The organism is Flavobacterium sp. B330r, assembly GCF_056824325.1.
Genome location: NZ_CP124860.1, coordinates 2864246 through 2888595, shown reverse-complemented (window position 1 = coordinate 2888595; position 24350 = coordinate 2864246). Strand labels below are relative to the sequence as shown.

Genomic DNA, 24350 nt, shown 5'->3' with positions numbered 1-24350 from the left:
AAGTTAGTGATTTTTGTTAAAGTAAAAAACTTAATTTTTTATTAAAACTTAGAATTAGCCTATAATACTAGGTTCTTTTATACCGATTTCATCAAAAGTTTTTTCATAAATTCGTCTCTGGACATCCAACTTAAAACAATGAAGAATAAAGTTAAATTTTTGAGAGAAGAGAAAAACATGACTCAAAATGAACTTGCCGAAAAATCGGGTCTTTCATTGCGAACCATTCAGCGAATTGAAGCGGGAAATATTCTCAAAGGTTTTACCCTAAAAACAATTGCCGAAGCTCTAGAAACCAATCCCGAAAATCTGATTATCAAAAAGGAAAATATCCAAATCGAAAGAGCCAAACTCATTAACCTTTCTGTTTTATCTGGACTTATTATCCCGTTTGGAAGCATTATTTTTCCTTTAGTTTTAACGTATAAAACACAAGATGCTGCAAACAAAGAAATAGGAAAACAAATTGTAAGCCTTCAAATTGTTTTAAGTCTTATTCTTTCGGTTCTAATGATTGTGAGTCCGTTTATTCAACGTTTATTTACTTTCAAATTTCCGCTTTTCATCATTCCTTTAATTGCCTTTCTTAGCATAAAATTTCTGATTGTTATTCTAAACGGAATCAGTTTAAACCAAAAACAAGAATTAGCTATAAAACTGAAAAACAAATTCTTATAACCAAAGTCATAAAAATGGCGTAAAACTGTCGTATTGTTTTCGCAAGAAAATCGGAATCGAAAACCGAATCTTGCAGAAAAAATAAACCATGAAAGTATTTAAGAAAATTGCAACCGTATTTTTAGTCGTTATTATTTTATTCTTGTTGGGAGGATATTTTTATTTTCAAAAGAAATTCACTCCGCCAGAAAACTATTTGAAGGTTTCGGGAATTGTAGAAAATACTCCGATAAAATGGATTTCGAGCGACGGAAATCCCCATTCTGCTTTGCTTTTGCCCATAAAAGTGAACGGAATAAACCGAACCTTTTACATGCAATTTGATTCGGGTTCTGCCGTTACGGTTTTCTACAAAAAACCATTGGAATCTATTGCTCAAAAATTTCAAAATCAGCTGAAAATTGATAATGAAAACTCATCGATTTCAACTGACTTTACAATCGAAAATATGAATGTAATTTCAAATACGTTTGAAGTTTTGAATTATGGTGAAAAAATCAATTTTGATGATCCAAAAGCTGAAAATATAATCGGAACAATTGGAACCGATTTATTAGAAAAACGAATTACTATTTTAGATTTCAAAAACGATCAATGTTCCTTCATCCAAAAAACTAAAGAAGATGATTTTACCGATTTTGAATTTAAAAAACGTAAAATTTTAATTCCATCAAATATCGAAAATGAAAAACTAAAACTGCTGTACGATTCTGGAACTAGTGGTTACGAACTGATAACAACAAAAGAAATCTGGCAGCAATACCGAAACAAAAACAGCGCTATAAAAACCGAAAAAGGAAATTCGTGGGGAAATACTTTGAGTATTTATTCCGCTTCTGCGAAAAAGAAAATACAATTTGGCAAAGTGATTTTAGACCTCTCTGAAGTTACCCATATAGAAGGCACTTCAGACCTTCAAAAATTCTTAATGAAGCGGTCTGGAATGCAGGGAATGATTGGTAACAAACTATTCCTCCAGCACAAATTAATTCTGGATTGTAAAAACGAAAAATTTAAGTTGGAATAAAAAGTAAAAATCTACAATAAAAAATGGTTTAAAGAATTGATTTTGATGATATTTTTGACATTTTCGATAAAAGTTTCCGTGTCTTTGATTTCTTGTTTAATCAATTGATGATGATCAGACAAATCGTGCTGTTCCATCATATCTTTTTTTAAATATTTAATCATCGATTCTAGACTTCGCGTATCGTTTTGATTTTGTTTTTTTAATTCACGCTGTTTGCTTTCCAAATATTTTAAAGTCTCTTTTAACTTCTGAACGTTTAATTTCACCAACCTATTCTTTTTAATAATTATAAAAACAATAGCTGGAAATGTGACAAATTCAATATGCTCCAAAAACCAATACCATTTGAATTCAACTCCGTTCCCAGCCATTGTTATTGGTACTTACGAACAAATTGATTTTTTGGATTTAGAAATTTTCTTATTTTTTTACTAATTTTTAAATCAAGAAAATAAGCAACTGAATTACAAATATTTAAATTAAAAATAGGCTTGAATTATTTTTTATTTTAATCAAAATAGAAAAGAATGAATGTGATTACAAATCATATTCACCATTAAAAACACAACTTTCAGAATTTCAAAACATTAGCAAAAATCATCTAAAATTGTGAATATCTATTTGAAGATTTAACTATTTATTTTGCAGTAAGATTTATCTTTGGCATCCTTAAAATTTAAAAAGAGATGAGCGCAACTTGGTACGAATGCAAAGTAAAATATAGAAAGACAGATGAAACTGGAGGACAAAAAGTTTTAACCGAGCCCTATTTGGTTGATGCTTTGTCTTATACAGAAGCTGAAAAAAGAATGACCGAAGAAATGGCCGCGTATACAAGTGAAGAATTTAAAATCACGGCTATCAAAGTGGCAAATTATGCCGAAATTCATCCTTTTGAGAATGCAGACAGATGGTTTAAATCTAAAATCACCTTAATTGCTTATGATGAAGAAAGCGGTAAGGAAAGAAAAACAAGCATGTATATGCTCGTTCAAGCAAATGATGTTCGCGAAGCCTTTGACAATACACTTCACATCATGAAAAATACAATGGGCGAATATTCTATTCCGGCCATTTCAGAAACGGCAATTATGGATGTTTTTCCTTATTTCAGCGGTGAAGAAGGCGAATCAGAAATGCTGGAAAGATTCAACGCTTTGAAAGCGTCTAAGCCAGAAAAACCAGAGGCAGAAATGATCGATCACATGGAATTTGAAACGGCTGTAGAGGAGTAATATACTAAAATGCAAAAAAAAACGAAAAGCTTCAGAATGGTCTGAAGCTTTTTTATTTTAGACTATTTCAATAAAGCATTTTTGCCAATGGCGTTACTGCCGAAGCCGATTTTGGCAGTAAAGACGTAAGCGCATCAAATTGTGTTGGACTTATATTCTTTTTCATTTTGGCTATAAAAGACTCTCTAGTGTTGGTCATTTTAGAAGTATAACCTGCTTTGTCAGTAGCCATTGTAGGCAAAATGTTTTTCTTTTTATTTAGCGTTTCATTTACCAACGAATTCACAACCGGTTTTTGAGCTTCGGTTAATTTCAATTTTGGAGATAGTACGCCCATAACCTGATTTGCGACACTAGCAACATCAAAAGCAGGTACTGCTGTTGTCGATGCCTTACTGGCTGCTTTTGTCACGTCTCCTATGCTTTGTGCATTTGCAAATGAAATTGTCCCTAAAAAGACAGCTAAAATCAATAATTTCTTTTTCATGGTATTTTCTTTTAAAGTTATTTGCTTGATACTAAAGGTAATAAAAATGTGAATTCATCTGACATTTTAAAATCATAAACATCTAAAAACCTGTACTTTATACTATTTCAGCAAGAAACATTGCAAATCTTCATAAATCAAAATAAGTCCTATCTTAGCTACAGAATTGCGCGTTGATTTAAAACCACTTACAGCACCAAAGTCAAAAAACCTAAGAAACCAGAATCTATATGACCAAAAGAAACCTAATTTTATTCGGATTTATAGTTTTAAAATTTATCCTACAATATGTTTTAGTTAGCCCAGAATACGATTTGCAGCGCGACGAATATCTGCATCTGGATCAAGCAAATCATTTGGCTTGGGGATATTTGTCTGTTCCGCCACTTACCTCTTGGTTTTCGTATATCATTTTACTGCTTGGAAATTCGATTTTTTGGATTAAGTTCTTCCCTGCTCTATTTGGCGCTTTGACACTTTTGATTGTCTGGAAAGCTATCGAACTTTTAAAAGGCAATCTTTATGCGTTAATTCTTGGTGCTTTATGTGTTTTATTTTCATGTTTACTGCGTTTAAATATGCTTTATCAGCCAAACTCATTTGATGTTTTATGCTGGACTGCATTTTATTATGTTTTACTACAATACCTGACTTTAGAAAATAAAAAATGGTTTTATTGGGCAGGCGTAATTTTCGCTTTGGGTTTCTTGAACAAATACAATATAGTGTTTTTGTTACTCGGATTAATTCCTGCTATTTTAATTTCTAAACAGCGAAAAATACTCGCAAAAAAAGAATTCTACTTTGCTCTTATTTTAGGATTAATTCTAGTTCTTCCTAACCTTTATTGGCAATACAGCAATCATTTTCCAATTGTGCATCACATGAAGGAATTGGCCGAAACGCAATTGGTTAATGTTGATTTAGGTGATTTTGTAAAAGATCAAATTCTATTTTTTATTGGCGGATTATTGGTTATTTTGACTGGACTTTTTGCGGTTTTATTGTATAAACCTTTTCAAAAATACAGGCTCTTTTTTACCTCTTTCGTTTTTACAATGCTGATCTTTATTTACTTTAAAGCAAAATCGTATTATGTAATTGGCCTATATCCAATTTATATTGCTTTTGGCTCTGTTTTTCTATCTCAAATTTTAAACAACGGATGGAAACGATATTTAAAACCTGTATTTATAGCACTGCCCTTATTGTTTTTTATTCCGATGTACGAAATGGCTTTTCCTAATAAAAGTCCAGAATATATAGTGGCGCATCCTGAGAAATACAAAAAAATGGGAATGCTGCGCTGGGAAGACGGAAAAGACCATCATCTTCCACAGGATTTTGCCGATATGCTCGGCTGGAAAGAATTGGCCAGAAAAACAGATTCGCTTTATGCATTGTCGCCCAACCAAAAAGAAACCATTGTGCTCTGCGATAATTACGGACAAGCGGGAGCGATTAATTTTTATTCTAAAAAAGGAATCAAAGCGGTTTCCTTCAATGCCGATTATTTGAACTGGTTTGATCTTAGCATTCCATACAAAAACCTGATTCGCGTTAAGGAATATGACGAAAACAATGAAGAACTTAAAGAAACGAGTCCGTATTTTGCAACGGCAACAATTGGCGGTCAGATAACTAATCAATATGCTAGAGAATACGGAGCTACGATTTTTGTGTTCACGAATGCTAAAATCGATATCAATAAAAGATTACAACAAGAAATCAACGAAGTAAAAAGCGCTATTATAAATGATTAATTTCAAGGACCTATCGTATTTAGAAACTGGAAATCTAAAACAGCAAGCCGCATTTCATGTTTTGACTAAACATAGAGTTTTGGAAAACCTTACTGAGTTTGATCCTATTTTGGTTGGCACGATTCCGATAAATATTGATATTGAAAATAGCGATTTGGATATTGCCTGCTACTGGAAAAGCAAAGTTGATTTTATTGAAAGGATTAAATCTTTATTCGAAAAAGAAAGCAATTTTACCATTCAAGAAATTGTGATTGATAACCATGAATCTGTTGTGGCAAACTTCTTTATTGAGACTTTCGAAATAGAAATCTTTGGACAAAATATTCCAACCGAACTTCAAAATGGTTACAGGCATATGTTCATTGAGCACCAAATTCTAAGCTCAAAAGACGAAAACTTTAGATTGGAGATCATAAAACTGAAAGAAAGTGGCATAAAAACCGAACCAGCATTTGGCTTGCTATTAGGCTTAAACGGAAACGTTTACCAAGAATTACTGGATTTCAAATTGCAAGAAAAAACGTCTTTTCTGAAAATTATAAAAAATAAAGTACTAAAATTGTTTGCATAACCGTATTTAGTGTGTATCTTTGCACCCGAAACATCGCGGGATAGAGCAGTAGGCAGCTCGTCGGGCTCATAACCCGAAGGTCACAGGTTCGAGTCCTGTTCCCGCTACTAAGACAAAAGCTTCAGAGAAATCTGGAGCTTTTTTGTTTATTTTAGGTTTATAAAATAATACCTGATTTAGATTACGGGTGCAAAGTCAGAGACATTCGTACAGCTTTTCATAAGAACTCTTCGGATAGCGTGGGAAAGTATTAATTAATTTTTAATTTTAATTTCTTTTATATAAAAATTATCCTTCCAATAATTACTAGGCAAACTAAGTTGATTGAATTCACTTTTAAAATGAAATTTATTATCAATCAAATCATAAACTCTATATGATTTCTTTAATTCTCCACCAACAATCTTATATACACAAAAATACCATTGTTTTTCTTTTCTTGTTTGAATAAGAATTGCATATTTCATAAAGTCAGATGTAAATGAACGTATTTGATCTATTGTAGAAATCCCGCTCTTTGGATTTAATGTTATTCCATTGATCACTTGAACAGAACCAATTAAACATTTTGAGTCAAAAGAAACATAATCATCAGTTTCGTTTAACACCTCACATTTACGTAATTCCGCATAATCATAAATATGTATGTGCACATTGTTTACTGGTAAATCAGTGTTATTTTTAAAATTAAAGCAAAAATTATTTACTGCCATAATAGCTAAATCAACATCTAAAGTACCACTACCTACTACATTATCATTTAATTTTAAAGCAGTTTTCGTCAATTGACGTGAGAGTTCTAAATTATCCTTTAGCAAAATAGCCAATTGTTCTTTTAGTTCATCATTAGAAGCATTTAATTTATCAATCTTTACATTCAAACTATCTTTAGCTATATCGCTTAATCTTTCCGATTCTTTTGCTTCATAATACTGCCTAACAGCTAAGACCCCAGGAACGAAACTTGCTAAAATAATTAACACTAATGTTATCATTGATTTTTTCATTTGTAATAATTCTTATTCAAAAATAAACTTTTAAAAAACATAAATTATATAATAATTTAGATCTATCAGCAAAAAAGTGAACCTCTTAAAGTATTTATTTACAACTTCTGTGCATATTCTTTTTCGTAGTTTCAAAGTAAAACTTTATATTTTATATACTAGATTCTTCAAATCATCTACTACACGGTTCGAAAATTGTCCCGTTAGGGCTACTAAGATAAAGCTTCAGAGAAATCTGGAGCTTTTTTGTTTTTTGAACTATTGTTGAAACTTTTATATTCGTTGTGTTCACGAGCGGGATGACTAACACTAGCAGGTAAAAAATTTAAGAAATATCAAAACTGTTACTTACTTCCCTTTATAAGTAATTGTCCAGTTCAGATTATCTAAATCTTCAATTGTGAAGAGATATTTTTTACTATAAATATTTTTACTGAAAATTGTTTTCCATCCATACTTATCTACACTATCTTTTTCAACAATGAATAATCTTGCCTGTTTATCTTCTAATGAATTAAAGTAATTGTTCCAATATCGAGGTCTATCAGAATTCGCAATTATTTGCCCTTTTTTAATTTCCTCAAAAACAAAAGGCGCATCATAATCTCCTCTTTTACTTTCAGAAAAGTCATCTTTGTACTCATAATAAAATGATCCATCATTCATACTATCATTTCCTGACAGGATACCAAATATCACTTTCTCTGAATTATTTTTTAAAAGCAACTCTCTCGTATCCAATTTATCGCACGAAAAAAAAATAATTAAAAGAGCAAAAAAAAGAAGAGCTTTAACCTTTAGCATATTTTAAATTTAAATAGCAACAATTTATATTTTATTCATTGAATTATTCCACAGAGTGCAAATTAAACCCAACAGATTCGGCTCCTACATTTTTCACTTTGTAATTTCTCATTTCTATCCCAAGTCCGTGATCTCCTTCAAATGTCGAATTGAAACAGATTCCAAAATAACCTTCATCTATTTTTCCTGCCATATGAATTGCTTTTGGTTTTATCATTAAATCAATAATTTGAGCATCCTTATTCATTGGATTAGGATATTTATTATCATCTTCAAATTCATTCAAGTAATCGTTCCATAGAAATGTATAATAATCAAAAATACCTTTTCGGATGTCTTCTATAAATGATTCTTGATTTCTAACAATATATTCAATTGTTGATTTATGGATTTCTGAAATCTCTTCATTATCAATTATTAATTGACAATTATCACAATTAAAAATTCTAATTGGCAATCTGCACACTAATTGATCATCACTAATTCCGAAATTTGGATACGTATAATTTTCCCAAATATATTGACTTGGATATTCTCTTCTATGCCATTCATCAAATATTTCTTGTGTGCTCATTTATAGTTTTAAAGTTTGAGTTAATTATTTCGTGTTCCGCAAAATCTTCTTCATCAGTGCTGCGCAAATGTCTCTGACTTTGCGCTACTCAAAACAAATATATCTAAAAAACATAAGCACCTCAAAGTCTCTGACGTTAAAACAAAACTTCTAACAAGAGATGAACGAAAAAAAGTCGGGAAACTTTTGAGACGTTTGTATTCAATATGGCAAAAAAAAGCGCAAAGTCAGAGACATTTGCGCAGCTTTTCATGAGGAATTCTTCGGAGATTGGACTAGCTATTTCATTAGCAATTTATATTTTAATTTAGCATCCTTGTCTTCTGGCTCTTTTTCAATGTATAACTTTAGATATTCAATCGCTTGTTTTTTTTGACCTGAAAACCTATATGCCTCACTTATATAATAATACCCATAGGTGGAGTCTGGAAAAAGGTGATTATTTAACTTAAATAAATCTATTGCCTGATTCGTCTTTTTTTCGAACAATAGCTTACAACCATATCTTTCAATAAGATTTTCTCTTAATGAATACTTCTTCGAATTGCGTTCTACTTCTCTAATTCCAGCTTCATAACCTTTATTGCATACTATCTTAATTATATCTTTAGTATAAAAAAAATTGTCAATTGATGGTGCTGAACCCACTAATTGTTTTTTAATTAGATTACTTACTTCCCAATAATTTTCGACTTCTCCATTTGTTAGAATAATAACAGTATAGCCCAAATCCGGATAAATCATTAGTTCACAAGCAATACCATCATGCCCACCGGTATGTCCAAAAATTCGGTGCCCGTTTATTTTGTTTTCTTCAAATCCATATCCATACATTCCTTCTCTATACTTCACTTTACCCGATGTACAAAGAGCAATATTTTCTTTACTAAGCAAACGACCGTTTTGTAAAGCATTGGCAAAACTCAGCAAATCGTCAACGGTTGAATAGCCGCCACCAGCAGGAGTTCCTTTTAATAAATTTACGAAAATATTATTTTTCCATTGTCCTGGTTCCTCTAATGACATTGTATAGCCAGTAGCTAAATTTGGAATAGCATTATCCAATTCGTAAGCATCAGTATTAATCATTTTTGAAGGTTTGTATATATATTCTTTTACGTAATCAAAATAATTTTGAGCCGACACCTTTTCTATGATTAATCCTAAAACCATGTATCCAGAATTGCTATACGAGAAGCTGGTACCTGGGGCAAAGGCTAGTTTTTTATTGACAAACAATGGAAGGTAATCAGAAACCGTTTTGAATTTTTCTTTTGCAAGCTTATCGTATTCCTCCCAAAAACTGTTCATTCCCGAAGTGTGCGTTAACAATTGGTGGATTGTTACAGAGTCGGCAACAGTTTTATTGGGATAACCTGCAAGATATTTGCCTACTTTGTCTTGAAGCGAAATTTTGCCCGATTCTACCAATTGCATAATCGCTATTGCTGTAAACATCTTGTTTATAGAAGCTAAGTTGAACTTTGTGTCTGGCTTATTTTTTATACTGTCTGGCAAATTGGCAAAACCAAATGCTTCCCTATATATTGGTTTGCCATTTTTTGCAATAAGAACAACCCCACTTAAGTTATTCTCTTTTTCAAGATTTTCTAAGTAAGACCTTATCGGATAAACTACACTTTCCAAATTTTGTGATTGGACCGCGATAGGTTGCAAAAGCGATATAAAGAAGATCGATATAATAAAATATATTTGACGGGTTGTCATATGGTATCATTTTATGATTAAAGAGACAAAACTACTTTAACCATAAAACGAAAAATTGTATAAATGTAAACCTATAAAAACAGCCAGTGTACTTGTTTTCTTTCTAGCGCAGTTGTTTTTTCAAAAAAAACTTTAGGAGAGAACCCTGTCAATGATTTGAATTCTCTTATCATATGGGACTGGTCAAAATAATCAACACTATATGCAATATCCGTTAAGCTGTTTCTTGTATTGTTTGATGAGTATTTATTAACCGCATTTCGAAATCTTAGTATCTTTTTGAATTGAGATGGAGTTTTGCAGATATGCCTGCCAAAGTGTTTGTTTAGCGTTGTACGTGAAATAGCATTTTTTTTACATAGTTCTGTAATCGTTAAAGCATCATTTTCTTCACACATAATTTCAGACAAAATAGTTTCAAGAAAATCATGCTGAAACCCTATTAATTTGGATAACCAATAACTTTCAACAGCTTGAATTTTTTCGGTATCATTTTGCAAGGAAAGAATTTCAATCATAGCTTTTCTATAATCTTTAAAAGGTGAAAATTCAGAAAAATTTGAACTATTATAGTGGCTTAATTCATGCTCCAAAAATGAATTAATAGCTAACGGCTTAAAATAGATAGTAATTTCTTTTATTTCTCCTTCGTATTGAACATACACCGGCTTATTGAAATTAGAAACCAAATTTGTTTCAATCTTATTGTCATCGCATTGCCCAATTATTAACTTATTTCCTTTATTAATAGTTTTTGATTTTTCACTTATTGATACAATGGTAAAAATAGATGGGAAGGTTATATATTGGGCGGGGTTTTCTTTAGATGTATGCGTGAGTATATAAATACACTCTATGTATTTTTTAAGCAAAGGATTTAAAGGGGAATAAACTTTTATTTTCATAGTTTATAAAAATTGGATTCACCAGCTGTCAACGAGACTTTAAATTTGTTATGCATTGACAAATCTTTTACCGTTTGCCGTTTGGTTCACTAAAATTACTCCTAACTTATTTTATAAATGTGGTTATGCAAACAAAAAGAAGAGAAAAAAGTTAAGGTGTTCATTTTTAAAAATCATAATAATCAAAGATAATCTAGTTAGATGTTTGAATGCTTCCCGCTACTAAGAAAAATACCACTTAAAAAAGCTGATGTTTTTTTATTTTAAATCCTAACAGTTCGTTGGGCTTATATCCGCCACGACGGATGCCGATTCGAGTACTGTCCTCACTACCAATACAAAAGCTCCAGATTTCTCTGAAGCTTTTTTTAGAACTATCATTAAAACTGTTATATCCATTGCCTTCAAGAGCATTACGCTCAAATTAGCAGTCTAAATATTATTTAATACTGGGTTACTTCTTTAGCCAGATTACGTATTACAAACCATTTTGGGTTAGTCAAAAAAGATTCAGTGTTCCAATCTTTACTCTCAATATCTTGTAAAAGAATAAATAATTGTTCCAATTTAAATTTAATATCACCATCAATCAAGTTTTCTGAATGCAACTTATTGAGATTAATAGGATTCAGAAAGGTATAAAAATCACCCTCTAATTCTTCTAAATTAAATCTAATTAAATCATCCCTTTCATTAATGCTAATATGGTTTGGAATTGCCATTAATTTTAATGTCTCTTGTAAAGATCTAAAGATATCTACCATTGGGCTAATTCTTTTCCAATTCTGTTTCAGTATGCATCACACACGCCCACTTGCTGTTTTCTTTTATCCAAGTAGAAGTGCAGACACACTTTATAGGTTCTTTATGACTTTGATCTACTATCTCAAAATCGAGACGATATCCTATTACCGCAGTGTTTTCGGCAATTAGTTTTTCTTTTACATCATAGATGTTCAGCACTTTTATTTTATTGGTTTGCCCAGAGTCGAACATATTTTTGAACTCAGTCTCGCTGATACTCTGAATGCCATTTTTCCCGGCAACTATGCAAGGAAACAGCGTTAGGTTTCTTACCGTTTCATAGTCATTATTTTCAACTCCGTGCCAGTATTTTTTTTCCAATTCTATAATTTGCCCTTCCATATTATCTCGTTGTTAATTAGACATTTCACAAATTTCACATTAATATTGAAATAAAGGTGCTCTTTTAACATAGATTTAATTTCGTAAAAAAGCTTCTTAATAATCATCTTAATCAAACGAAATGGATTTAGGATCTATCAACTGTTGGCGTGAGCGTCTGGCTCGTGCTACGATTTTTTTAATTACTAACTCATAATTTTCAGGTTCAAACAATATGAAAAAATGAGAAAGAAAGAAGTTCCTGAATCTCTAAAGATTGTTGGAAATAATATAAATGAGATTATTAAAGAAAAAAACTAAAAGTTAGACATTTAGCGAGCGATTCTAATTTAGATATTGAAGCTTTAAGAAGATATATGTTAGGCAAACAAATTATGGGTATCGATAAAGTTATTAGAATTTCTAAAGCTTTAAGTGTCGAAGTATCGGAACTATCTCAGAAAACATGATTATTCTTCCCTTCATTAAAACATAAAACACAATAAAAGCATAGAAGAATATTCTCTCAAAAATAAAATTTTTCAATATTTTTAAAAATTATTTTTCACTTAAAAAACGAACATTTCGCCCACACAACCTCACAACAACAATTTATTAATCAAACAAATACAAAACAACTAACTCGATTAACATGCCAATACTGATCGTCCAAAATGGTTTTCCATCAAAAAAAAATTAAAAATTTTTCTCAAAATGCTTTGTACATCTCAAAAATAGTTGCACTTTTGCACCCGCAATAGCAAAGCAGGTCCGTTCGTCTATCGGTTAGGACGCCAGGTTTTCATCCTGGTAAGGGGGGTTCGATTCCCCCACGGACTACTTACTAAGACAAAAGCTTCAGAGAAATCTGGAGCTTTTTTTGTTTATATTTACTTCTTTAAATGTTTGAGGATTTTAGAACAGTATTAAAAGCGCACAAAACCTACAAATTGGCAATTAATAAAGACACAAATACAGCAAACACAATAACAAAGCAAACAAGAAGTTATGAATGAAGTAATTTCAGATTACAAACACAATCAGAAAATCAACCCAAATCTTAAAATGAAACACAAATTAATAGCCCTTTTATTTGTATTCGCCTTTGCAAATATGTCTGGACAAGCGCCCGCCAGCAAAACCAACTACACCAACAGCAAATTACCTGCAGAAGAAGCTGTTACTAATAAATCTCTAAAACCGCTTAAAAAGATTTCTCTAGACGATACCTCAATTTTAATTTACGATTACGACGGTTCGCTTTTTTCATGGGATCTGGAAGTCGAAAGCATTGTTTGGACAGTAAAAGCTTCAGATGCCCACACAGAGATGTGCGCCAACAAAATAACCATTCATGACGGAGTTGTGTATATTCCGTTTATTAATGGAGAAATTTACGCAGTAGATAATGGAACAGGAACTATTTTCTGGAAATCTAGAATAGGAAACATTACAGACCAGATTGTTCTAAAAGACCAAACTCCGATTATAGCTAACGGAAAACTTTTTATAACTGCTCAAAATCAAAATCAGAGCAGTAATTTATACGCTTTAGATTTAAAAGATGGCAGCTTGGCTTGGAACTACAAATTAGACACTCCAAACAACGATATTGAGCCACTTTTTTTCGATAATAAGATCTTTACCCAAAGCGGAACAAATGTATATTGTTTTGAGGCTAATACAGGAAAATTACTTTACCAAAAAAGCTTTGATGAAACCATGACCGGGAAACCAGTTACAGATGGCGAAAGTGTTTTTATAGCAGGCGATAAAAATTGGCTGTATGCTTTAAAACCAAATAGCCTTGATGTTTTGTGGCAGTTTAAAATAGAAGAAAACCAGAATAACGTTAAGGAACGTATAGTATGCCACGACAAAAAGCTATATTTTGCAGCGCAAGGGCCAGAAGTTTCTTCTATCTATGCTGTTGATTCTAAAACAGGAACTCAGCTTTGGAAAACAGATTTTAAAGGCGATAATGTGGAATACATCGTTAAAGAAGTTGATAATCTTTGGGGATACACTCGCAAAAAGAAGCTTTTTGAACTGGACTTATCAAACGGTGAAATTGCATTTGAAGAAAAACTAACTACACTGCCAATTTCCAATATAGAATTTCCTGCTGATGACAACCTACTTTACTATTATTGCGATGCAGGCTTAATTCAGTTTGATTTAAAAGAAAAAGACGAAAACGTATACTACATGCGTACCTCACTTAAAGACGATCCATATAGCGCTTATTTAAAGATAATTCGATAATAGCTTGCTGCTTTTTGAAATAAAAAAAAGACCATTTTTTCAAATGGTCTTTTTTATACTCTTTTGAGAAAAATTTACGCTCTAAACAAAGCATATTTATTATAGTTGTACAAAACTTTATCATAAGCAACATAAAGCGAAACTATTTTCTCTGACGATTCATTGAATGTGATTCCGTTATATTTTCTAAACAAGTAAATTTCTTTTAAACAATTAGAAAGACTTTGGTGAATTTCACTTGTAAAAGTCGGCAGTTTTTTATCTCCTACCAAAAGATCAACCTGGTAGTTGGAACTGCTTTTTGATAAGTTATTACCAATAATTCTAATTGTAAAAGTGGTTGGTTTTCCGTACTGTTCTCCTTGATATTGCAGTGTCATAATTTCTTCTTATTAAGTGATTAGTAATGCCGTTGGTTAATCGGTTTTTGGTTCTCCGGATACTTATATTAAAGTTATAAAAATTTAGGCAAACATAAAGAATTCAATTCTAAATTAAATGTTATTTTTTCAAAAAGACGAAACCTCTAGAAACCAGAAAACCGTAACGAATTACGGTTTTGGCAATTAACTAAATATATTTAATCAACTTGTTTAACGAGTGTAAAATTCATTCATAAGCATCGATTAATTTTGGGTAATTATTGTAATTTATTTTCTTGGTTTATTTCTAATAAAAACGGATTTCCATTTTCGTCTATCATGGTCATATTCAAAGCATCTAATAATGCTGTCTTTTTTGAAACCTCGCCTGTAAATTTATTGTACGAAAGATTCAATTCTTCAAGCTTGTTAAGCTTTTCAATTTCTTGCGGAATTGCGCCTGAAAATTCATTGTCAAATAAACTAAAATTTTCTAATACATTCCAATTAATAATTTCATTTGTCAAATTTCCCGACAGCTTATTATTATTCAGCAGCAATACTTTTAGACCAGAAATTTTATAAATCGAAACAGGCAGTTTTCCGTTTAATTCATTATTGCAAACAGCTAAAATTTCTAACTGATTTAGTTTTCCAATTTCCGACGGAAGCTCTCCAGATATCTTATTCATAAAAAGCTCCAAATCTTTCAATTTAGTCAACTGGCAAATCGAAGATGGAATTGCTCCTGATAATTTATTATCGGCAATATTAAGCATTTCTAACTCTTTCAGATTAAAAATGGCAGAAGACAAACTTCCTTCAATTTTATTTTTTTCCAGATTCAGCGATTCTAAATTCACAAGATCGTAAAAAGCTTCAGGCAATTCTCCCTGCAGATTATTATCTGCCAAATTGAGCGCGACCACTTTTCCGTTTTCGGCTTTAACACCGTACCAAGTAGAAACAGACAGACTTAAGTCCCATTTGTTTTTCCATTGCAAACCATTTGTTGCATGGTACAATTTTACAAGCGCTTCTTTTTCTTTATCCGAAATGGTATCTGCCAAAACGTTTAGCGAAAAAGCAAATAATAAAGAAAGAGTAATTAAAATTTTCATAACAGATTTGGGATTTGTTACTTGTGTAAAATTATGCAATTCACTGTTATAATACACCAAATATCGGCAAACTGTTTAAAAAAATTTTACAAGTAGGATTTAAGCTACTTTTATTATTTTTCAGAACCTGCATTTTTTTTGATTACATTTGATCAACTAATTCTAAAAACCTCACATTATGCAAATTAACTTCGTTGCTTTATTCCTTGCAGCAATTGTCACACTCGTAACTGGTTTTATCTGGTACAGCCCAAAAGTATTCGGAACAATCTGGATGAAAGAAAATAATCTTACTCAAGAAGAGTTAAAAAAAGGAAATATGCTTAAAATCTTCGGACTAACGTATATTTTTTCTCTAATGATTACAATGACTTTAATGTCTCTGACCATTCATCAGTCTGGTGCAATCGGAATGGTTGGTGGACCGCCATTAATTGACAGTGCAAAACCTTCATTTGCTGCTTTTATGGCAGATTACGGAATGGCCTACAGAACTTTCAAGCATGGTGCGCTTCACGGTTTTATGTCGGGACTATTTTTTGCTTTTCCCTTAATTGGAATCAACGGCTTGTTTGAAAGAAAATCTTGGAAATATATTTTTATCCATAGCGGATACTGGATTCTTACTCTGACCCTTATGGGCGGAATCATCTGCGGATTTGCTTAATATCATTTATAAAAAACCCGTTTGAAAAATTTATTTCAAATGGGTTTTTCTTAATAATAACTTAAACCCCATTAGTTATTATAAATATTATCTAATTTTGAAGAAATTAGCTCACTCTTTTGAATACAACATATTCTTTCCAGATTTACAAAAGCGCATCATTACTGCCTTTAGAATGGAACTCGCTTGCAGCAAATAATATTTTTTTGACACGAGAATATCTCGAAGTACTGGAAAATTCTTCTCCAGTAAATATGACCTGCCATTTTATTGGGCTTTTTGAAGAAAAAAAACTAATCGGAATTGCTTTAACGCAATTCTTATTTGCAGAAAAACTTGAATCTTTTGGAGAGCGTGATAAATGCTTAAAAACTTCGGTACGTAATTTTGCATTAAAGAATTTTGCTTCACACGTTTTATTTGTTGGAAACAATATGCTTACAGGACAAAATGCTTTTATTTTTGACAAGACCATCAAAGAATCCAAAGCGATTAAAACACTTCATAAGGCTATCAATCAGCTTAAAAAAGATTTGAAAGAAAGCGGAAGAAAGGTTCATATAACGAGCATAAAAGATTTTACAGCAAAAGAAATCGAACCGCTTCAGGCAGAATTCAAAAACAACTACACGTTTTCGACCCAACCAAATATGATTTTTGAAATCAATGAAAATTGGAAAACCGAACAAGATTATATTGATGCTTTATTAAAAAAATATCGCGATCAATACAAACGGGCACGCAAAAAATCGGAAGGAATTGTAAAACAGCAAATGTCTCTTTCTGACATTAAACAATATGAAGATGTGATTTACGATTTATATTTTCATGTTGCAAAAAATGCACCTTTCAATACCTTTTTTCTGGCGAGAAATCATTTCAGCTTTTTCAAAGAAATCATGGGAGACAACTTTCTTCTCTATGGCTATTTTTTAGATGAAAAACTAATCGGCTTCAACACTTTAATCAAAAATGGCGATGTAATGGATACGTATTTTCTTGGTTATGACGAAAGTGTTCAGCGCGAAAAAATGCTGTATTTAAATATGCTCTACGATATGATCGCTTATTCTATTAAGAAAGGTTTCAAAGAAATTGTTTTTGCCAGAACAGCTCTTGAAATTAAAAGTTCGGTTGGGGCAAAACCAGTTAAAATGTATGGTTTAATCACACATAGCAATGCATTGATTAACCATAACATTTCAAGGTTTTTTAATTATTTAGAACCAAAAACAGAATGGCAGGAACGTAATCCATTTAAATAAATCTACGGTACCGCAATTTTCATTTGCTTGTGCAGAATATGAATTTCTAAAGAAGTCTGAGCACCACAATATTCTCCATCAATTTGAAAATTAACGGGATAATCCGTTTTTATTTCAGCCTTATCGGTTGAAATAATCACAATATCATCAGAATCAATTGGCATATTTCCGGTAATTATTTTTCCGATTAAAAGTAGATCCAAACTTTTTAAAATCACCAGCTCAAACTTCCCATCATTCATAGCTCCATTTGGATTAATTACAACTCCAGTTCCATATTTCTGCGAATTGGCTATTACAATCATTCTTGCTACATGCTCTACCGTTTTGTTATTTGCCGAAATGGTAGCAACAAAAGGTTCCTCAGATTCTTTGAGCGTTGTGAAAGCTTGCAATGCATATCCCCAAAAACCACGCACATCACTTTCTTCATAATTTTTAACCAAATTGGCATTTAATCCGATATCACTTAAATGGATACTTTTTTTTCCGTTAATACAAATCATATCCATTTCGATATAATGGTGTAGAAACGCTATTTTAAGGTTCTCCTCTATTCCATCAGGAAGATTCAAGTCAACCGAAAGTCCGTTTGCAGAACCTGCAGGCAAAATCCCAATTATAACATCTTGCTCTTCTACCGCTTCAGCTACCATTTTTATCGTTCCGTCGCCTCCTGCAACAATAATGCGCTCTGGCTCATGTTCATTATATAAAGATTGTATGGTTCTTAGATCATTTTTTCCCGTAGTTTCGTAGACTTCCAAATTGAAATGATTGGTTGCTGCAAACTCTTCAACAGCATCAATAAGATCTGATTTATCCAAGTCACCAGAAATAGGATTTACAACAAATAGAATATTCTTTTTCAAAATTTTATTTTTAAAACCAATTAAATTAAGTAATTTACAGTTACATAAATATACGTAATTAATGAAACCAATTCTACAATTATATCGCGGTTATGCAAATGAGCAAGAGTTAATTGTAATGGGGCATGTTTTAAAAAGAGAAAACAAATACGATTTTGAGAAAAGAAAATTAAAAAATGCCACTTCGATACTCAGACTGTTCCGAATAAAAACCATTAAAAATTTTGATGTTTATCTTCATTATAATGGCGAAGTCATCCACACTAAAACATTAGATGATGGCTTTTTCAATTTTTGCATTCCATTAGAAAAAGAAACCCATTTTGGATGGATGTCTTACGAAGTGAGTTTAAAATATAAAGAAGAAACCATAACTTGCAAAGGCAGTTTTATTAGACCTCACAAAGGAAAACTCGGAATCATATCTGACATTGACGACACTTTTCTGATTTCACACACCAATAACTTTTTTCGAAAACTTTATATTTTATTATTTAAAAATGTAAATGACCGAAAAGTTTTTAAAGATGTTGTACCTCACTATCAAGCTTTAAGTTCTGCAGGAAGAGACAATGTCGAAGAAGTAAATGCTTTTTTCTACATCTCTAGCAGCGAATGGAATTTATACCGATTTATTGCTAAATTCACCCGAATTCACAAACTCCCTAAAGCCGTTTTTCTCTTAAAAGACATCAAAAGAGGAGTCACCGATTTCTTCATGAGCGGAAGAGGAAATCACGATCATAAATACGAAAAAATAAAGCATGTTGTAGAGTTCTACCCAACTTTAAAATATGTTTTAATGGGCGATGACTCGCAGCACGATCCAATGCTTTACGAAAGAATTTGCAAAATATTTCCCGTTACAGTTGTTGCGGTTTATATTAGACAAACGGGTAAATCTCCTAAAAAAGAAGTCCAAAAGATTCTAAAAAATCTGGAAAGCATAAATGTTTCCGTTTGCTATTTTAAAGAAAGCAGTAAAGCAATTGATCATTCTAGATCGATCGGGATTATTAAGTAGTTTGTTTCAAGTTTCAAGTTTTATAAAACGCAAAGTTCGCAAAGCTATCTATTGATAAAGCTTTGCGAACTTTGTAAATTGTAAATGCCAACTACAAAAAACTTAGCGTGCCTTGCGGTTAAATTTACTCGTCAACATGAAACTTGAAACCTGAAACCTGAAACAAAAACATTAAGCATTCAACCCATCAATTTCTTCTGAAACAACTTCCCAATCGATTAACAATTGCTCCAAATCTTCTTTCTTTTTATTGTAAGCAGTAAAAAATGAGGCATCTTCGATATGTTTGTCGTAATTAGTTTCTAACATCTTATCGTCGTGCTGAATTTGCTTTTCTAATTGCTGAATCTGGCTTTCGATTTTGCTTAATTTGTTCTGAAGGGCTTTTCCTTTCTTCTGATCTTCGTAAGATAATTTACTAGCTTCTTTTTCTTTTGCAGCTGGCGCATTTTTCACCACATCTTTTTTCTCTACTTCACGCATATTTTCAAGGTTGCGCTGTTCTAAGAAAAAGTTGATATCACCTAAATATTCTTTGATTTTTTGGTCTTTAAATTCGTAAACGATATTTGACATTCCTTGAAGAAAATCCCTGTCGTGAGAAACCAATAATAAAGTTCCGCCAAATTTTTGAAGAGCAGCTTTCAAAACGTTTTTAGATTTAATATCTAAGTGGTTCGTAGGCTCATCCATCAGCAAGACATTAATTGGCTGTAACAACAATTTGCAAAGTGCCAAACGGTTACGTTCACCTCCAGAAAGTACTTTCACTTTTTTCTCCACATCATCTCCACGGAACAAAAACGAACCTAACATATCACGTACTTTCATACGATTTGTGTCAGTTGCAGCATCTTCCATTGTTTGAAGCAAAGTAATTTCTCCGTCTAAGTATTCTGCCTGATTTTGAGCAAAATATCCTAATTGAACATTGTGTCCTAATTTGATATTTCCTTCATATTCAAATTCGTTTACAAGAGCCTTGATGAAAGTCGATTTTCCTTGCCCGTTTTGTCCAACAAAAGCAATCTTACTTCCTCTTTCAACCAGTAAACTTATATCTTTAAGAATCGTTTTGTCACCGTAAGCTTTCGTTACATGTTCAGCTTCAATAACAACTTTCCCAGGTTCTTTTGAAACTGGAAACGAAATATTCATTACTGAGTTATCATCTTCGTCAACTTCGATTCTTTCGACTTTATCTAATTTTTTAATCAGCGATTGCGCCATCGAAGCTTTTGAAGCTTTTGCACGGAATTTCTCGATTAATTTCTCTGTTTCCTCAATCTTTTTCTGCTGATTTTTTTGAGTAGCCAATTGCTTTTCTCGAATTTCATGGCGCAGTTCTAAATATTGAGAATATGGTTTATTAAAATCGTATGCTTTACCTAACGAAATTTCGATTGTTCTATTGGTAACATTATCCAAGAACATTTTATCGTGCGATACAATTACGACAACTCCAGGATAATTACGAAGGAAATTCTCTAACCAAATGATACTTTCGATATCTAAGTGGTTGGTTGGCTCATCCAGAAGCAATACATCGTTGGATTGTAATAATAATTTAGCCAATTCGATACGCATTCTCCATCCTCCAGAGAACGTTTCTGTTTGGTTATTAAAAACTTCTCTTTTAAAACCAAGACCTAAAAGAATTTTCTCTGTGTCTCCCACATAATTATAACCTCCAAGAAGTTCAAAACGATGTGTATAATCAGATAAATCTTCAATGATTTGCCCGTATTCTTCACTTTCATAATCGGTTCTAGTAACCAATTGATGATTGATTTCTTCCAGTTTTTTCTCTACAACCTTAATCTCTGTAAAAGCTTCATAGGCTTCTTCCAAAACGGTTCTTCCTTGTTCAAAATCAATATCCTGACGTAGAAAACCCATTCTGATATCTTTCTCTTGCGAAATAACTCCTGAGTCTGGTTTAAAATCTCCTGCCAGCATTTTTAGCATTGTAGATTTACCAGCTCCGTTTTTACCAACAAGACCTACACGGTCGCCGGCGCCTAAACGAAAAGTAACTTCTTCAAATAAATAGGTTCCTCCAAAAGAAACGGAAAGATTGTGTATATTAAGCATAATTTGAGTAAAAACTAAAGGCTGTGAAAAACCTTTATTTTATTAATAAAAAACAAACTGTAAATAAACCTTTGGCATTTACAATTTTGAAAGTGCAAAAGTATAACTTTTAATTGAAGTTTTTATACTGAAAAACAATCGCTTTTACCATATTCTAAAACAAAAAAACGGATTGAAAATTCAATGTGATTTTCAATCCGTTTTTAAAATTTAAATTATTGAATGCTTTTTTAAGCTTCTTTAGGCTCTGGCATTAAGATCGAAGCTAAAACAGAAATTAAAAGTACACCTCCAATTACTAATAAAGAATAAATAGATTCAATATGGTAGAATGGAGAAATAATCATTTTTATTCCGATAAATGACAAGATAATGGCTAGACCATATTGCAATTTACTAAACAAGTGAATAAAGTTGTCTAACAAGAAAAACAATGCTCTAAGCCCTAAAATTGCAAAAATGTTAGAAGTATAAAGAATAAATGGATCATTTGAAATTGCAAAAATCGCAGGAATAGAGTCTACTGCAAACAGTAAATCTGTAAATTCAATTACGGCTACAACTACTAAAAGTGGAGTTGCTAATTTTTTACCATTTTCGTATGTAAAGAATTTATCTCCGTCATACTTATCGCTAACTTTAAAGAACTTTCTAATCAATCTAGCTCCTCTAGTATTGTTGTAATCTTCATCATCGTCATCGTCTCCAGAAGACCAAGATTTAACCCCAGCATATACCAAGAACAATCCGAAAGCTGTCATGATTAAGTTAATATCATATTTAAATCCTTCTAATCCTGCAAGGCCTAAAAGTTTGTTTAAATACGTTAATTCGATTAAGAAAGCACCAGAGAAAATAAAGATTGCTCTTAAAACTAATGCTCCGATGATTCCCCAAAACAACACTTTATGTTTGTTGTTATTCGCAACATCAAAAAATTTAAATACTAATATGAATACAAAAAGGTTATCAACAGAAAGCGCTTTTTCGATCCAATATGCCGATTGAAATTCATAGAATTTAGCTGCACCTGCAAAATAGTACACTAAACCACTAAAGATCATGGCTAAACTGATCCAAACTAATGACCAAGTTATAGCTTCTTTATTTGTTACGACGTGACTTTTTTTGTTGAAGATTCCTAAATCTAGCAACAGCATAATAACTACTGCAACCGCAAAAACAATAATTAAACCGGGATGTTCCGAAAAGATTGGGTGTTGATTCATTTTAGATATTAATTAGGTTAATTTTTAAATTATATATTGGCCATTGTTACCACAATGACTCTTCCGCCCTCTTCATTAGAAAGCAGTATTTTTTTTCCGTGTGTAAGTTCTACCATTGTACCAATTGGAACTTCTTTGTCTTCAGTTAAATCTTTTAGCGAAGTCAGTTTTTGATTGACCAAAACCCACTTCCCATTAAAAAAAGTAAAGTAACCAACAGGCACTTTTTGCTGCGGTGTTAATTTCTCATTTCTGGCAATATTACGATTAACATGCCATTGAAACAAATATTGATCATTATAAACCATTAATCGATGATTCTCGGGCTTCCAAGTCGTTTCCTGAAACTGATAATACAGATCTAAAACAGGCAGTGTTCCTTGATGCGGAGTACCGCAAAAAGGACATTTTGGAGTATTTGTATTATCAAAAACATACCATTTTTGGTCGCAGGTCGGATTATGACATTTCTGCATTAAATCGGTTGTTTTTAACAATGCAATTTCCCATTCTTCTGCGTTTGGTCTTTGCATCGGATTGTGTAATCCGTCTATAAAAACTTTATCAAACAGGGTCTTCAAATAAGGTCCCGTTATGGTGTATGGCAATTTTGTTATATCTGCCCAAGGCAAATCCCATTTAGAAACTTGGTTTAATTTTGGCCTATTTGTAGCATCGGTTGGGTGTTCGATAAACATCGCTTTTTCGCCCATTGACAATAAATCGTCTTTTTCGGTATCTAAATCATGGACTTTTCCTCCTTTTAACGGATGCCTATGCAATAGAAACATATAAATCAAAACTGGCAATGCATGCAAATCTGTTAATCTGTTCGGCAATTTTCTGTTCGTATCATTTTTATCTAAATGTTTTGTTGAAAGAACCTCAGGGGCAATGAAACCTGGTGTACCTATAACCTCTGCTGGAAATACTCCTGGCACTACCAATCCATCAATATCTATTATACAGGCTGTTTTATCAATAGGATCTACCAGAACATTTTTATGAGATAAGTCAGAATGTGCCAATCCCATAGCATGCATTTTTTTTACACCTCTAGTTAAATTAACACAAATCTGAAAATAATTCAACCAATTACCCAATTCAGAATTTGCTACTCGAAGTGGATAATGAGGATTTCTAAATTTGGAACTTGAAAACCATAATCCTTCTTTTTCTTTTCCCTGAATTAAATCACTTGTTGCATATCCTTTCTTAAAAAAATAATTTGATTTATAAATAGGAACAATTACACCCGTCAAACCATTATAATCGATAACATCCGTTGGCCATCTGTAAACTTCATTTATAAAATAGTCTCCAGACTCTCCATTTGTAATTTGATCTAAAAATTTATTGGTAATTTTTTGCAGTCTTTCTTTCTGATTAAAATCTAATTTAGCTCTAAAAATAGCGACTACATATTTTCTGTCGGGACTAAAATAAACGTCTTTTACACCACCGCGCATCGGCTCTCCGTTATCAACAAATTGATACGTTTTGGTAGAGTCGTTTATTGATTTTACTGTAACTGTACTCAT

General features: G+C 32.1%; 24 protein-coding genes and 2 tRNA genes. 11 read left to right on the top strand and 15 right to left on the bottom strand.

Features of this window, described 5'->3' with window-relative positions; all coding sequences use genetic code 11:
• Nucleotides 1-138: 138 nt before the first annotated feature.
• Both QLQ95_RS13010 and QLQ95_RS13005 read left to right on the top strand, forming a co-directional pair.
• On the top strand, nt 139-678 hold the full coding sequence (locus QLQ95_RS13010) for a helix-turn-helix domain-containing protein (protein ID WP_482500230.1): 540 nt from the start codon (nt 139-141) through the stop codon (nt 676-678).
• A gap of 88 nt (nt 679-766) precedes the next feature.
• The gene (locus tag QLQ95_RS13005) at nt 767-1705 is read left to right on the top strand and encodes a hypothetical protein (protein WP_482500229.1); all 939 of its coding nucleotides are present in this window, start codon (nt 767-769) and stop codon (nt 1703-1705) included.
• A gap of 11 nt (nt 1706-1716) precedes the next feature.
• Here the strand turns inward: QLQ95_RS13005 and QLQ95_RS13000 are convergent, their stop codons facing one another.
• Nucleotides 1717-2079: a hypothetical protein gene (locus QLQ95_RS13000; RefSeq protein WP_482500228.1), complete on the bottom strand. Its 363-nt coding sequence runs from the start codon at nt 2077-2079 to the stop codon at nt 1717-1719.
• Nucleotides 2080-2394: 315 nt separating this feature from the next.
• Here QLQ95_RS13000 and QLQ95_RS12995 point away from each other — a divergent pair, with 315 nt between their 5' ends.
• A complete protein-coding gene (locus tag QLQ95_RS12995; protein ID WP_250833945.1) occupies nt 2395-2943 on the top strand; it encodes a DUF4494 domain-containing protein in 549 nt (182 codons plus the stop codon).
• Between the two features lie 67 nt (nt 2944-3010).
• Here QLQ95_RS12995 and QLQ95_RS12990 read toward each other — a convergent pair whose 3' ends face one another.
• Nucleotides 3011-3430, bottom strand: coding sequence for a hypothetical protein (locus QLQ95_RS12990; protein WP_095928673.1), 420 nt, complete (start codon nt 3428-3430; stop codon nt 3011-3013).
• Between the two features lie 230 nt (nt 3431-3660).
• Between QLQ95_RS12990 and QLQ95_RS12985 the strand changes: the two genes are divergently transcribed.
• The 3 genes from QLQ95_RS12985 to QLQ95_RS12975 all read left to right on the top strand — a co-directional run bounded on the left by QLQ95_RS12985 (nt 3661) and on the right by QLQ95_RS12975 (nt 5874).
• The gene (locus QLQ95_RS12985) at nt 3661-5193 is read left to right on the top strand and encodes a glycosyltransferase family 39 protein (RefSeq protein WP_428238042.1); all 1533 of its coding nucleotides are present in this window, start codon (nt 3661-3663) and stop codon (nt 5191-5193) included.
• Nucleotides 5186-5767: a DUF4269 domain-containing protein gene (locus tag QLQ95_RS12980; protein ID WP_482500227.1), complete on the top strand. Its 582-nt coding sequence runs from the start codon at nt 5186-5188 to the stop codon at nt 5765-5767. Before QLQ95_RS12985 ends, QLQ95_RS12980 begins: the two co-directional genes overlap by 8 nt.
• Before the next feature lie 34 nt (nt 5768-5801).
• Nucleotides 5802-5874 (top strand) — tRNA-Met (locus tag QLQ95_RS12975).
• A 147-nt stretch (nt 5875-6021) separates the two neighbouring features.
• Here QLQ95_RS12975 and QLQ95_RS12970 read toward each other — a convergent pair.
• The 7 genes from QLQ95_RS12970 to QLQ95_RS12940 form a co-directional block, all read right to left on the bottom strand.
• On the bottom strand, nt 6022-6774 hold the full coding sequence (locus tag QLQ95_RS12970; RefSeq protein ID WP_482500226.1) for a hypothetical protein: 753 nt from the start codon (nt 6772-6774) through the stop codon (nt 6022-6024).
• A gap of 348 nt (nt 6775-7122) precedes the next feature.
• Entirely contained in the window at nt 7123-7473 is a 351-nt protein-coding gene (locus tag QLQ95_RS12965; protein WP_141248124.1) for a hypothetical protein, read from the bottom strand.
• 148 nt (nt 7474-7621) lie between these two features.
• Nucleotides 7622-8152 (bottom strand): DUF6985 domain-containing protein, encoded by a 531-nt coding sequence (locus tag QLQ95_RS12960; protein ID WP_095928669.1) that lies wholly within the window; start codon nt 8150-8152, stop codon nt 7622-7624.
• 279 nt (nt 8153-8431) lie between these two features.
• Nucleotides 8432-9799: a serine hydrolase domain-containing protein gene (locus QLQ95_RS12955; protein WP_482500225.1), complete on the bottom strand. Its 1368-nt coding sequence runs from the start codon at nt 9797-9799 to the stop codon at nt 8432-8434.
• Between the two features lie 152 nt (nt 9800-9951).
• Nucleotides 9952-10785: a helix-turn-helix domain-containing protein gene (locus QLQ95_RS12950; RefSeq protein WP_095928667.1), complete on the bottom strand. Its 834-nt coding sequence runs from the start codon at nt 10783-10785 to the stop codon at nt 9952-9954.
• Nucleotides 10786-11228: 443 nt separating this feature from the next.
• Nucleotides 11229-11507 carry a hypothetical protein gene (locus QLQ95_RS12945; RefSeq protein WP_095928666.1) on the bottom strand — a complete coding sequence of 93 codons (279 nt, stop codon included), beginning with the start codon at nt 11505-11507 and terminating at the stop codon, nt 11229-11231.
• Between the two features lie 46 nt (nt 11508-11553).
• Nucleotides 11554-11931 carry a nuclear transport factor 2 family protein gene (locus tag QLQ95_RS12940; protein WP_482500224.1) on the bottom strand — a complete coding sequence of 126 codons (378 nt, stop codon included), beginning with the start codon at nt 11929-11931 and terminating at the stop codon, nt 11554-11556.
• A gap of 747 nt (nt 11932-12678) precedes the next feature.
• Between QLQ95_RS12940 and QLQ95_RS12935 the strand changes: the two genes are divergently transcribed.
• Nucleotides 12679-12750, top strand: a tRNA-Glu gene (locus QLQ95_RS12935).
• 168 nt (nt 12751-12918) lie between these two features.
• A complete protein-coding gene (locus QLQ95_RS12930) occupies nt 12919-14175 on the top strand; it encodes a PQQ-binding-like beta-propeller repeat protein (protein ID WP_253251764.1) in 1257 nt (418 codons plus the stop codon).
• 74 nt (nt 14176-14249) lie between these two features.
• Here QLQ95_RS12930 and QLQ95_RS12925 read toward each other — a convergent pair whose 3' ends face one another.
• Nucleotides 14250-14555 (bottom strand): hypothetical protein, encoded by a 306-nt coding sequence (locus QLQ95_RS12925; protein WP_095928660.1) that lies wholly within the window; start codon nt 14553-14555, stop codon nt 14250-14252.
• A gap of 260 nt (nt 14556-14815) precedes the next feature.
• Nucleotides 14816-15658, bottom strand: coding sequence for a leucine-rich repeat domain-containing protein (locus QLQ95_RS12920; RefSeq protein WP_095928659.1), 843 nt, complete (start codon nt 15656-15658; stop codon nt 14816-14818).
• A 178-nt stretch (nt 15659-15836) separates the two neighbouring features.
• Here QLQ95_RS12920 and QLQ95_RS12915 point away from each other — a divergent pair, with 178 nt between their 5' ends.
• Both QLQ95_RS12915 and QLQ95_RS12910 read left to right on the top strand, forming a co-directional pair.
• Nucleotides 15837-16325 carry a DUF1761 domain-containing protein gene (locus QLQ95_RS12915; RefSeq protein ID WP_095928658.1) on the top strand — a complete coding sequence of 163 codons (489 nt, stop codon included), beginning with the start codon at nt 15837-15839 and terminating at the stop codon, nt 16323-16325.
• Nucleotides 16326-16444: 119 nt separating this feature from the next.
• A complete protein-coding gene (locus tag QLQ95_RS12910; RefSeq protein WP_320492864.1) occupies nt 16445-17590 on the top strand; it encodes a GNAT family N-acetyltransferase in 1146 nt (381 codons plus the stop codon).
• Between the two features lie 2 nt (nt 17591-17592).
• Here the strand turns inward: QLQ95_RS12910 and QLQ95_RS12905 are convergent, their stop codons facing one another.
• Complete coding sequence (locus QLQ95_RS12905) at nt 17593-18462, bottom strand: diacylglycerol/lipid kinase family protein (RefSeq protein ID WP_320492863.1); 870 nt, start codon at nt 18460-18462, stop codon at nt 17593-17595.
• A 61-nt stretch (nt 18463-18523) separates the two neighbouring features.
• Here QLQ95_RS12905 and QLQ95_RS12900 point away from each other — a divergent pair, with 61 nt between their 5' ends.
• A complete protein-coding gene (locus tag QLQ95_RS12900; RefSeq protein WP_320492862.1) occupies nt 18524-19486 on the top strand; it encodes an App1 family protein in 963 nt (320 codons plus the stop codon).
• A 171-nt stretch (nt 19487-19657) separates the two neighbouring features.
• Here QLQ95_RS12900 and QLQ95_RS12895 read toward each other — a convergent pair whose 3' ends face one another.
• From QLQ95_RS12895 to QLQ95_RS12885, 3 genes are all read right to left on the bottom strand, one after another.
• Nucleotides 19658-21580, bottom strand: a complete 1923-nt coding sequence (locus QLQ95_RS12895) for an ABC-F family ATP-binding cassette domain-containing protein (protein ID WP_482500223.1) — start codon at nt 21578-21580, stop codon at nt 19658-19660.
• Nucleotides 21581-21810: 230 nt separating this feature from the next.
• Nucleotides 21811-22809: a TerC/Alx family metal homeostasis membrane protein gene (locus tag QLQ95_RS12890; RefSeq protein WP_095928653.1), complete on the bottom strand. Its 999-nt coding sequence runs from the start codon at nt 22807-22809 to the stop codon at nt 21811-21813.
• Nucleotides 22810-22838: 29 nt separating this feature from the next.
• On the bottom strand, nt 22839-24350 hold the full coding sequence (locus QLQ95_RS12885) for a helix-hairpin-helix domain-containing protein (protein WP_428237262.1): 1512 nt from the start codon (nt 24348-24350) through the stop codon (nt 22839-22841).

Bases quoted from the DNA above. Each gene is read 5' to 3' on its own strand.
- QLQ95_RS13010 (WP_482500230.1), top strand. From the start codon at position 139: ATGAAGAATAAAGTTAAATTTTTGAGAGAAGAGAAAAACATGACTCAA.
- QLQ95_RS13005 (WP_482500229.1), top strand. From the start codon at position 767: ATGAAAGTATTTAAGAAAATTGCAACCGTATTTTTAGTCGTTATTATT.
- QLQ95_RS13000 (WP_482500228.1), bottom strand. From the start codon at position 2,079: ATGGCTGGGAACGGAGTTGAATTCAAATGGTATTGGTTTTTGGAGCAT.
- QLQ95_RS12995 (WP_250833945.1), top strand. From the start codon at position 2,395: ATGAGCGCAACTTGGTACGAATGCAAAGTAAAATATAGAAAGACAGAT.
- QLQ95_RS12990 (WP_095928673.1), bottom strand. From the start codon at position 3,430: ATGAAAAAGAAATTATTGATTTTAGCTGTCTTTTTAGGGACAATTTCA.
- QLQ95_RS12985 (WP_428238042.1), top strand. From the start codon at position 3,661: ATGACCAAAAGAAACCTAATTTTATTCGGATTTATAGTTTTAAAATTT.
- QLQ95_RS12980 (WP_482500227.1), top strand. From the start codon at position 5,186: ATGATTAATTTCAAGGACCTATCGTATTTAGAAACTGGAAATCTAAAA.
- QLQ95_RS12970 (WP_482500226.1), bottom strand. From the start codon at position 6,774: ATGAAAAAATCAATGATAACATTAGTGTTAATTATTTTAGCAAGTTTC.
- QLQ95_RS12960 (WP_095928669.1), bottom strand. From the start codon at position 8,152: ATGAGCACACAAGAAATATTTGATGAATGGCATAGAAGAGAATATCCA.
- QLQ95_RS12950 (WP_095928667.1), bottom strand. From the start codon at position 10,785: ATGAAAATAAAAGTTTATTCCCCTTTAAATCCTTTGCTTAAAAAATAC.
- QLQ95_RS12945 (WP_095928666.1), bottom strand. From the start codon at position 11,507: ATGGCAATTCCAAACCATATTAGCATTAATGAAAGGGATGATTTAATT.
- QLQ95_RS12940 (WP_482500224.1), bottom strand. From the start codon at position 11,931: ATGGAAGGGCAAATTATAGAATTGGAAAAAAAATACTGGCACGGAGTT.
- QLQ95_RS12930 (WP_253251764.1), top strand. From the start codon at position 12,919: ATGAATGAAGTAATTTCAGATTACAAACACAATCAGAAAATCAACCCA.
- QLQ95_RS12925 (WP_095928660.1), bottom strand. From the start codon at position 14,555: ATGACACTGCAATATCAAGGAGAACAGTACGGAAAACCAACCACTTTT.
- QLQ95_RS12920 (WP_095928659.1), bottom strand. From the start codon at position 15,658: ATGAAAATTTTAATTACTCTTTCTTTATTATTTGCTTTTTCGCTAAAC.
- QLQ95_RS12915 (WP_095928658.1), top strand. From the start codon at position 15,837: ATGCAAATTAACTTCGTTGCTTTATTCCTTGCAGCAATTGTCACACTC.
- QLQ95_RS12900 (WP_320492862.1), top strand. From the start codon at position 18,524: ATGAAACCAATTCTACAATTATATCGCGGTTATGCAAATGAGCAAGAG.
- QLQ95_RS12895 (WP_482500223.1), bottom strand. From the start codon at position 21,580: ATGCTTAATATACACAATCTTTCCGTTTCTTTTGGAGGAACCTATTTA.
- QLQ95_RS12890 (WP_095928653.1), bottom strand. From the start codon at position 22,809: ATGAATCAACACCCAATCTTTTCGGAACATCCCGGTTTAATTATTGTT.
- QLQ95_RS12885 (WP_428237262.1), bottom strand. From the start codon at position 24,350: ATGAGTACAGTTACAGTAAAATCAATAAACGACTCTACCAAAACGTAT.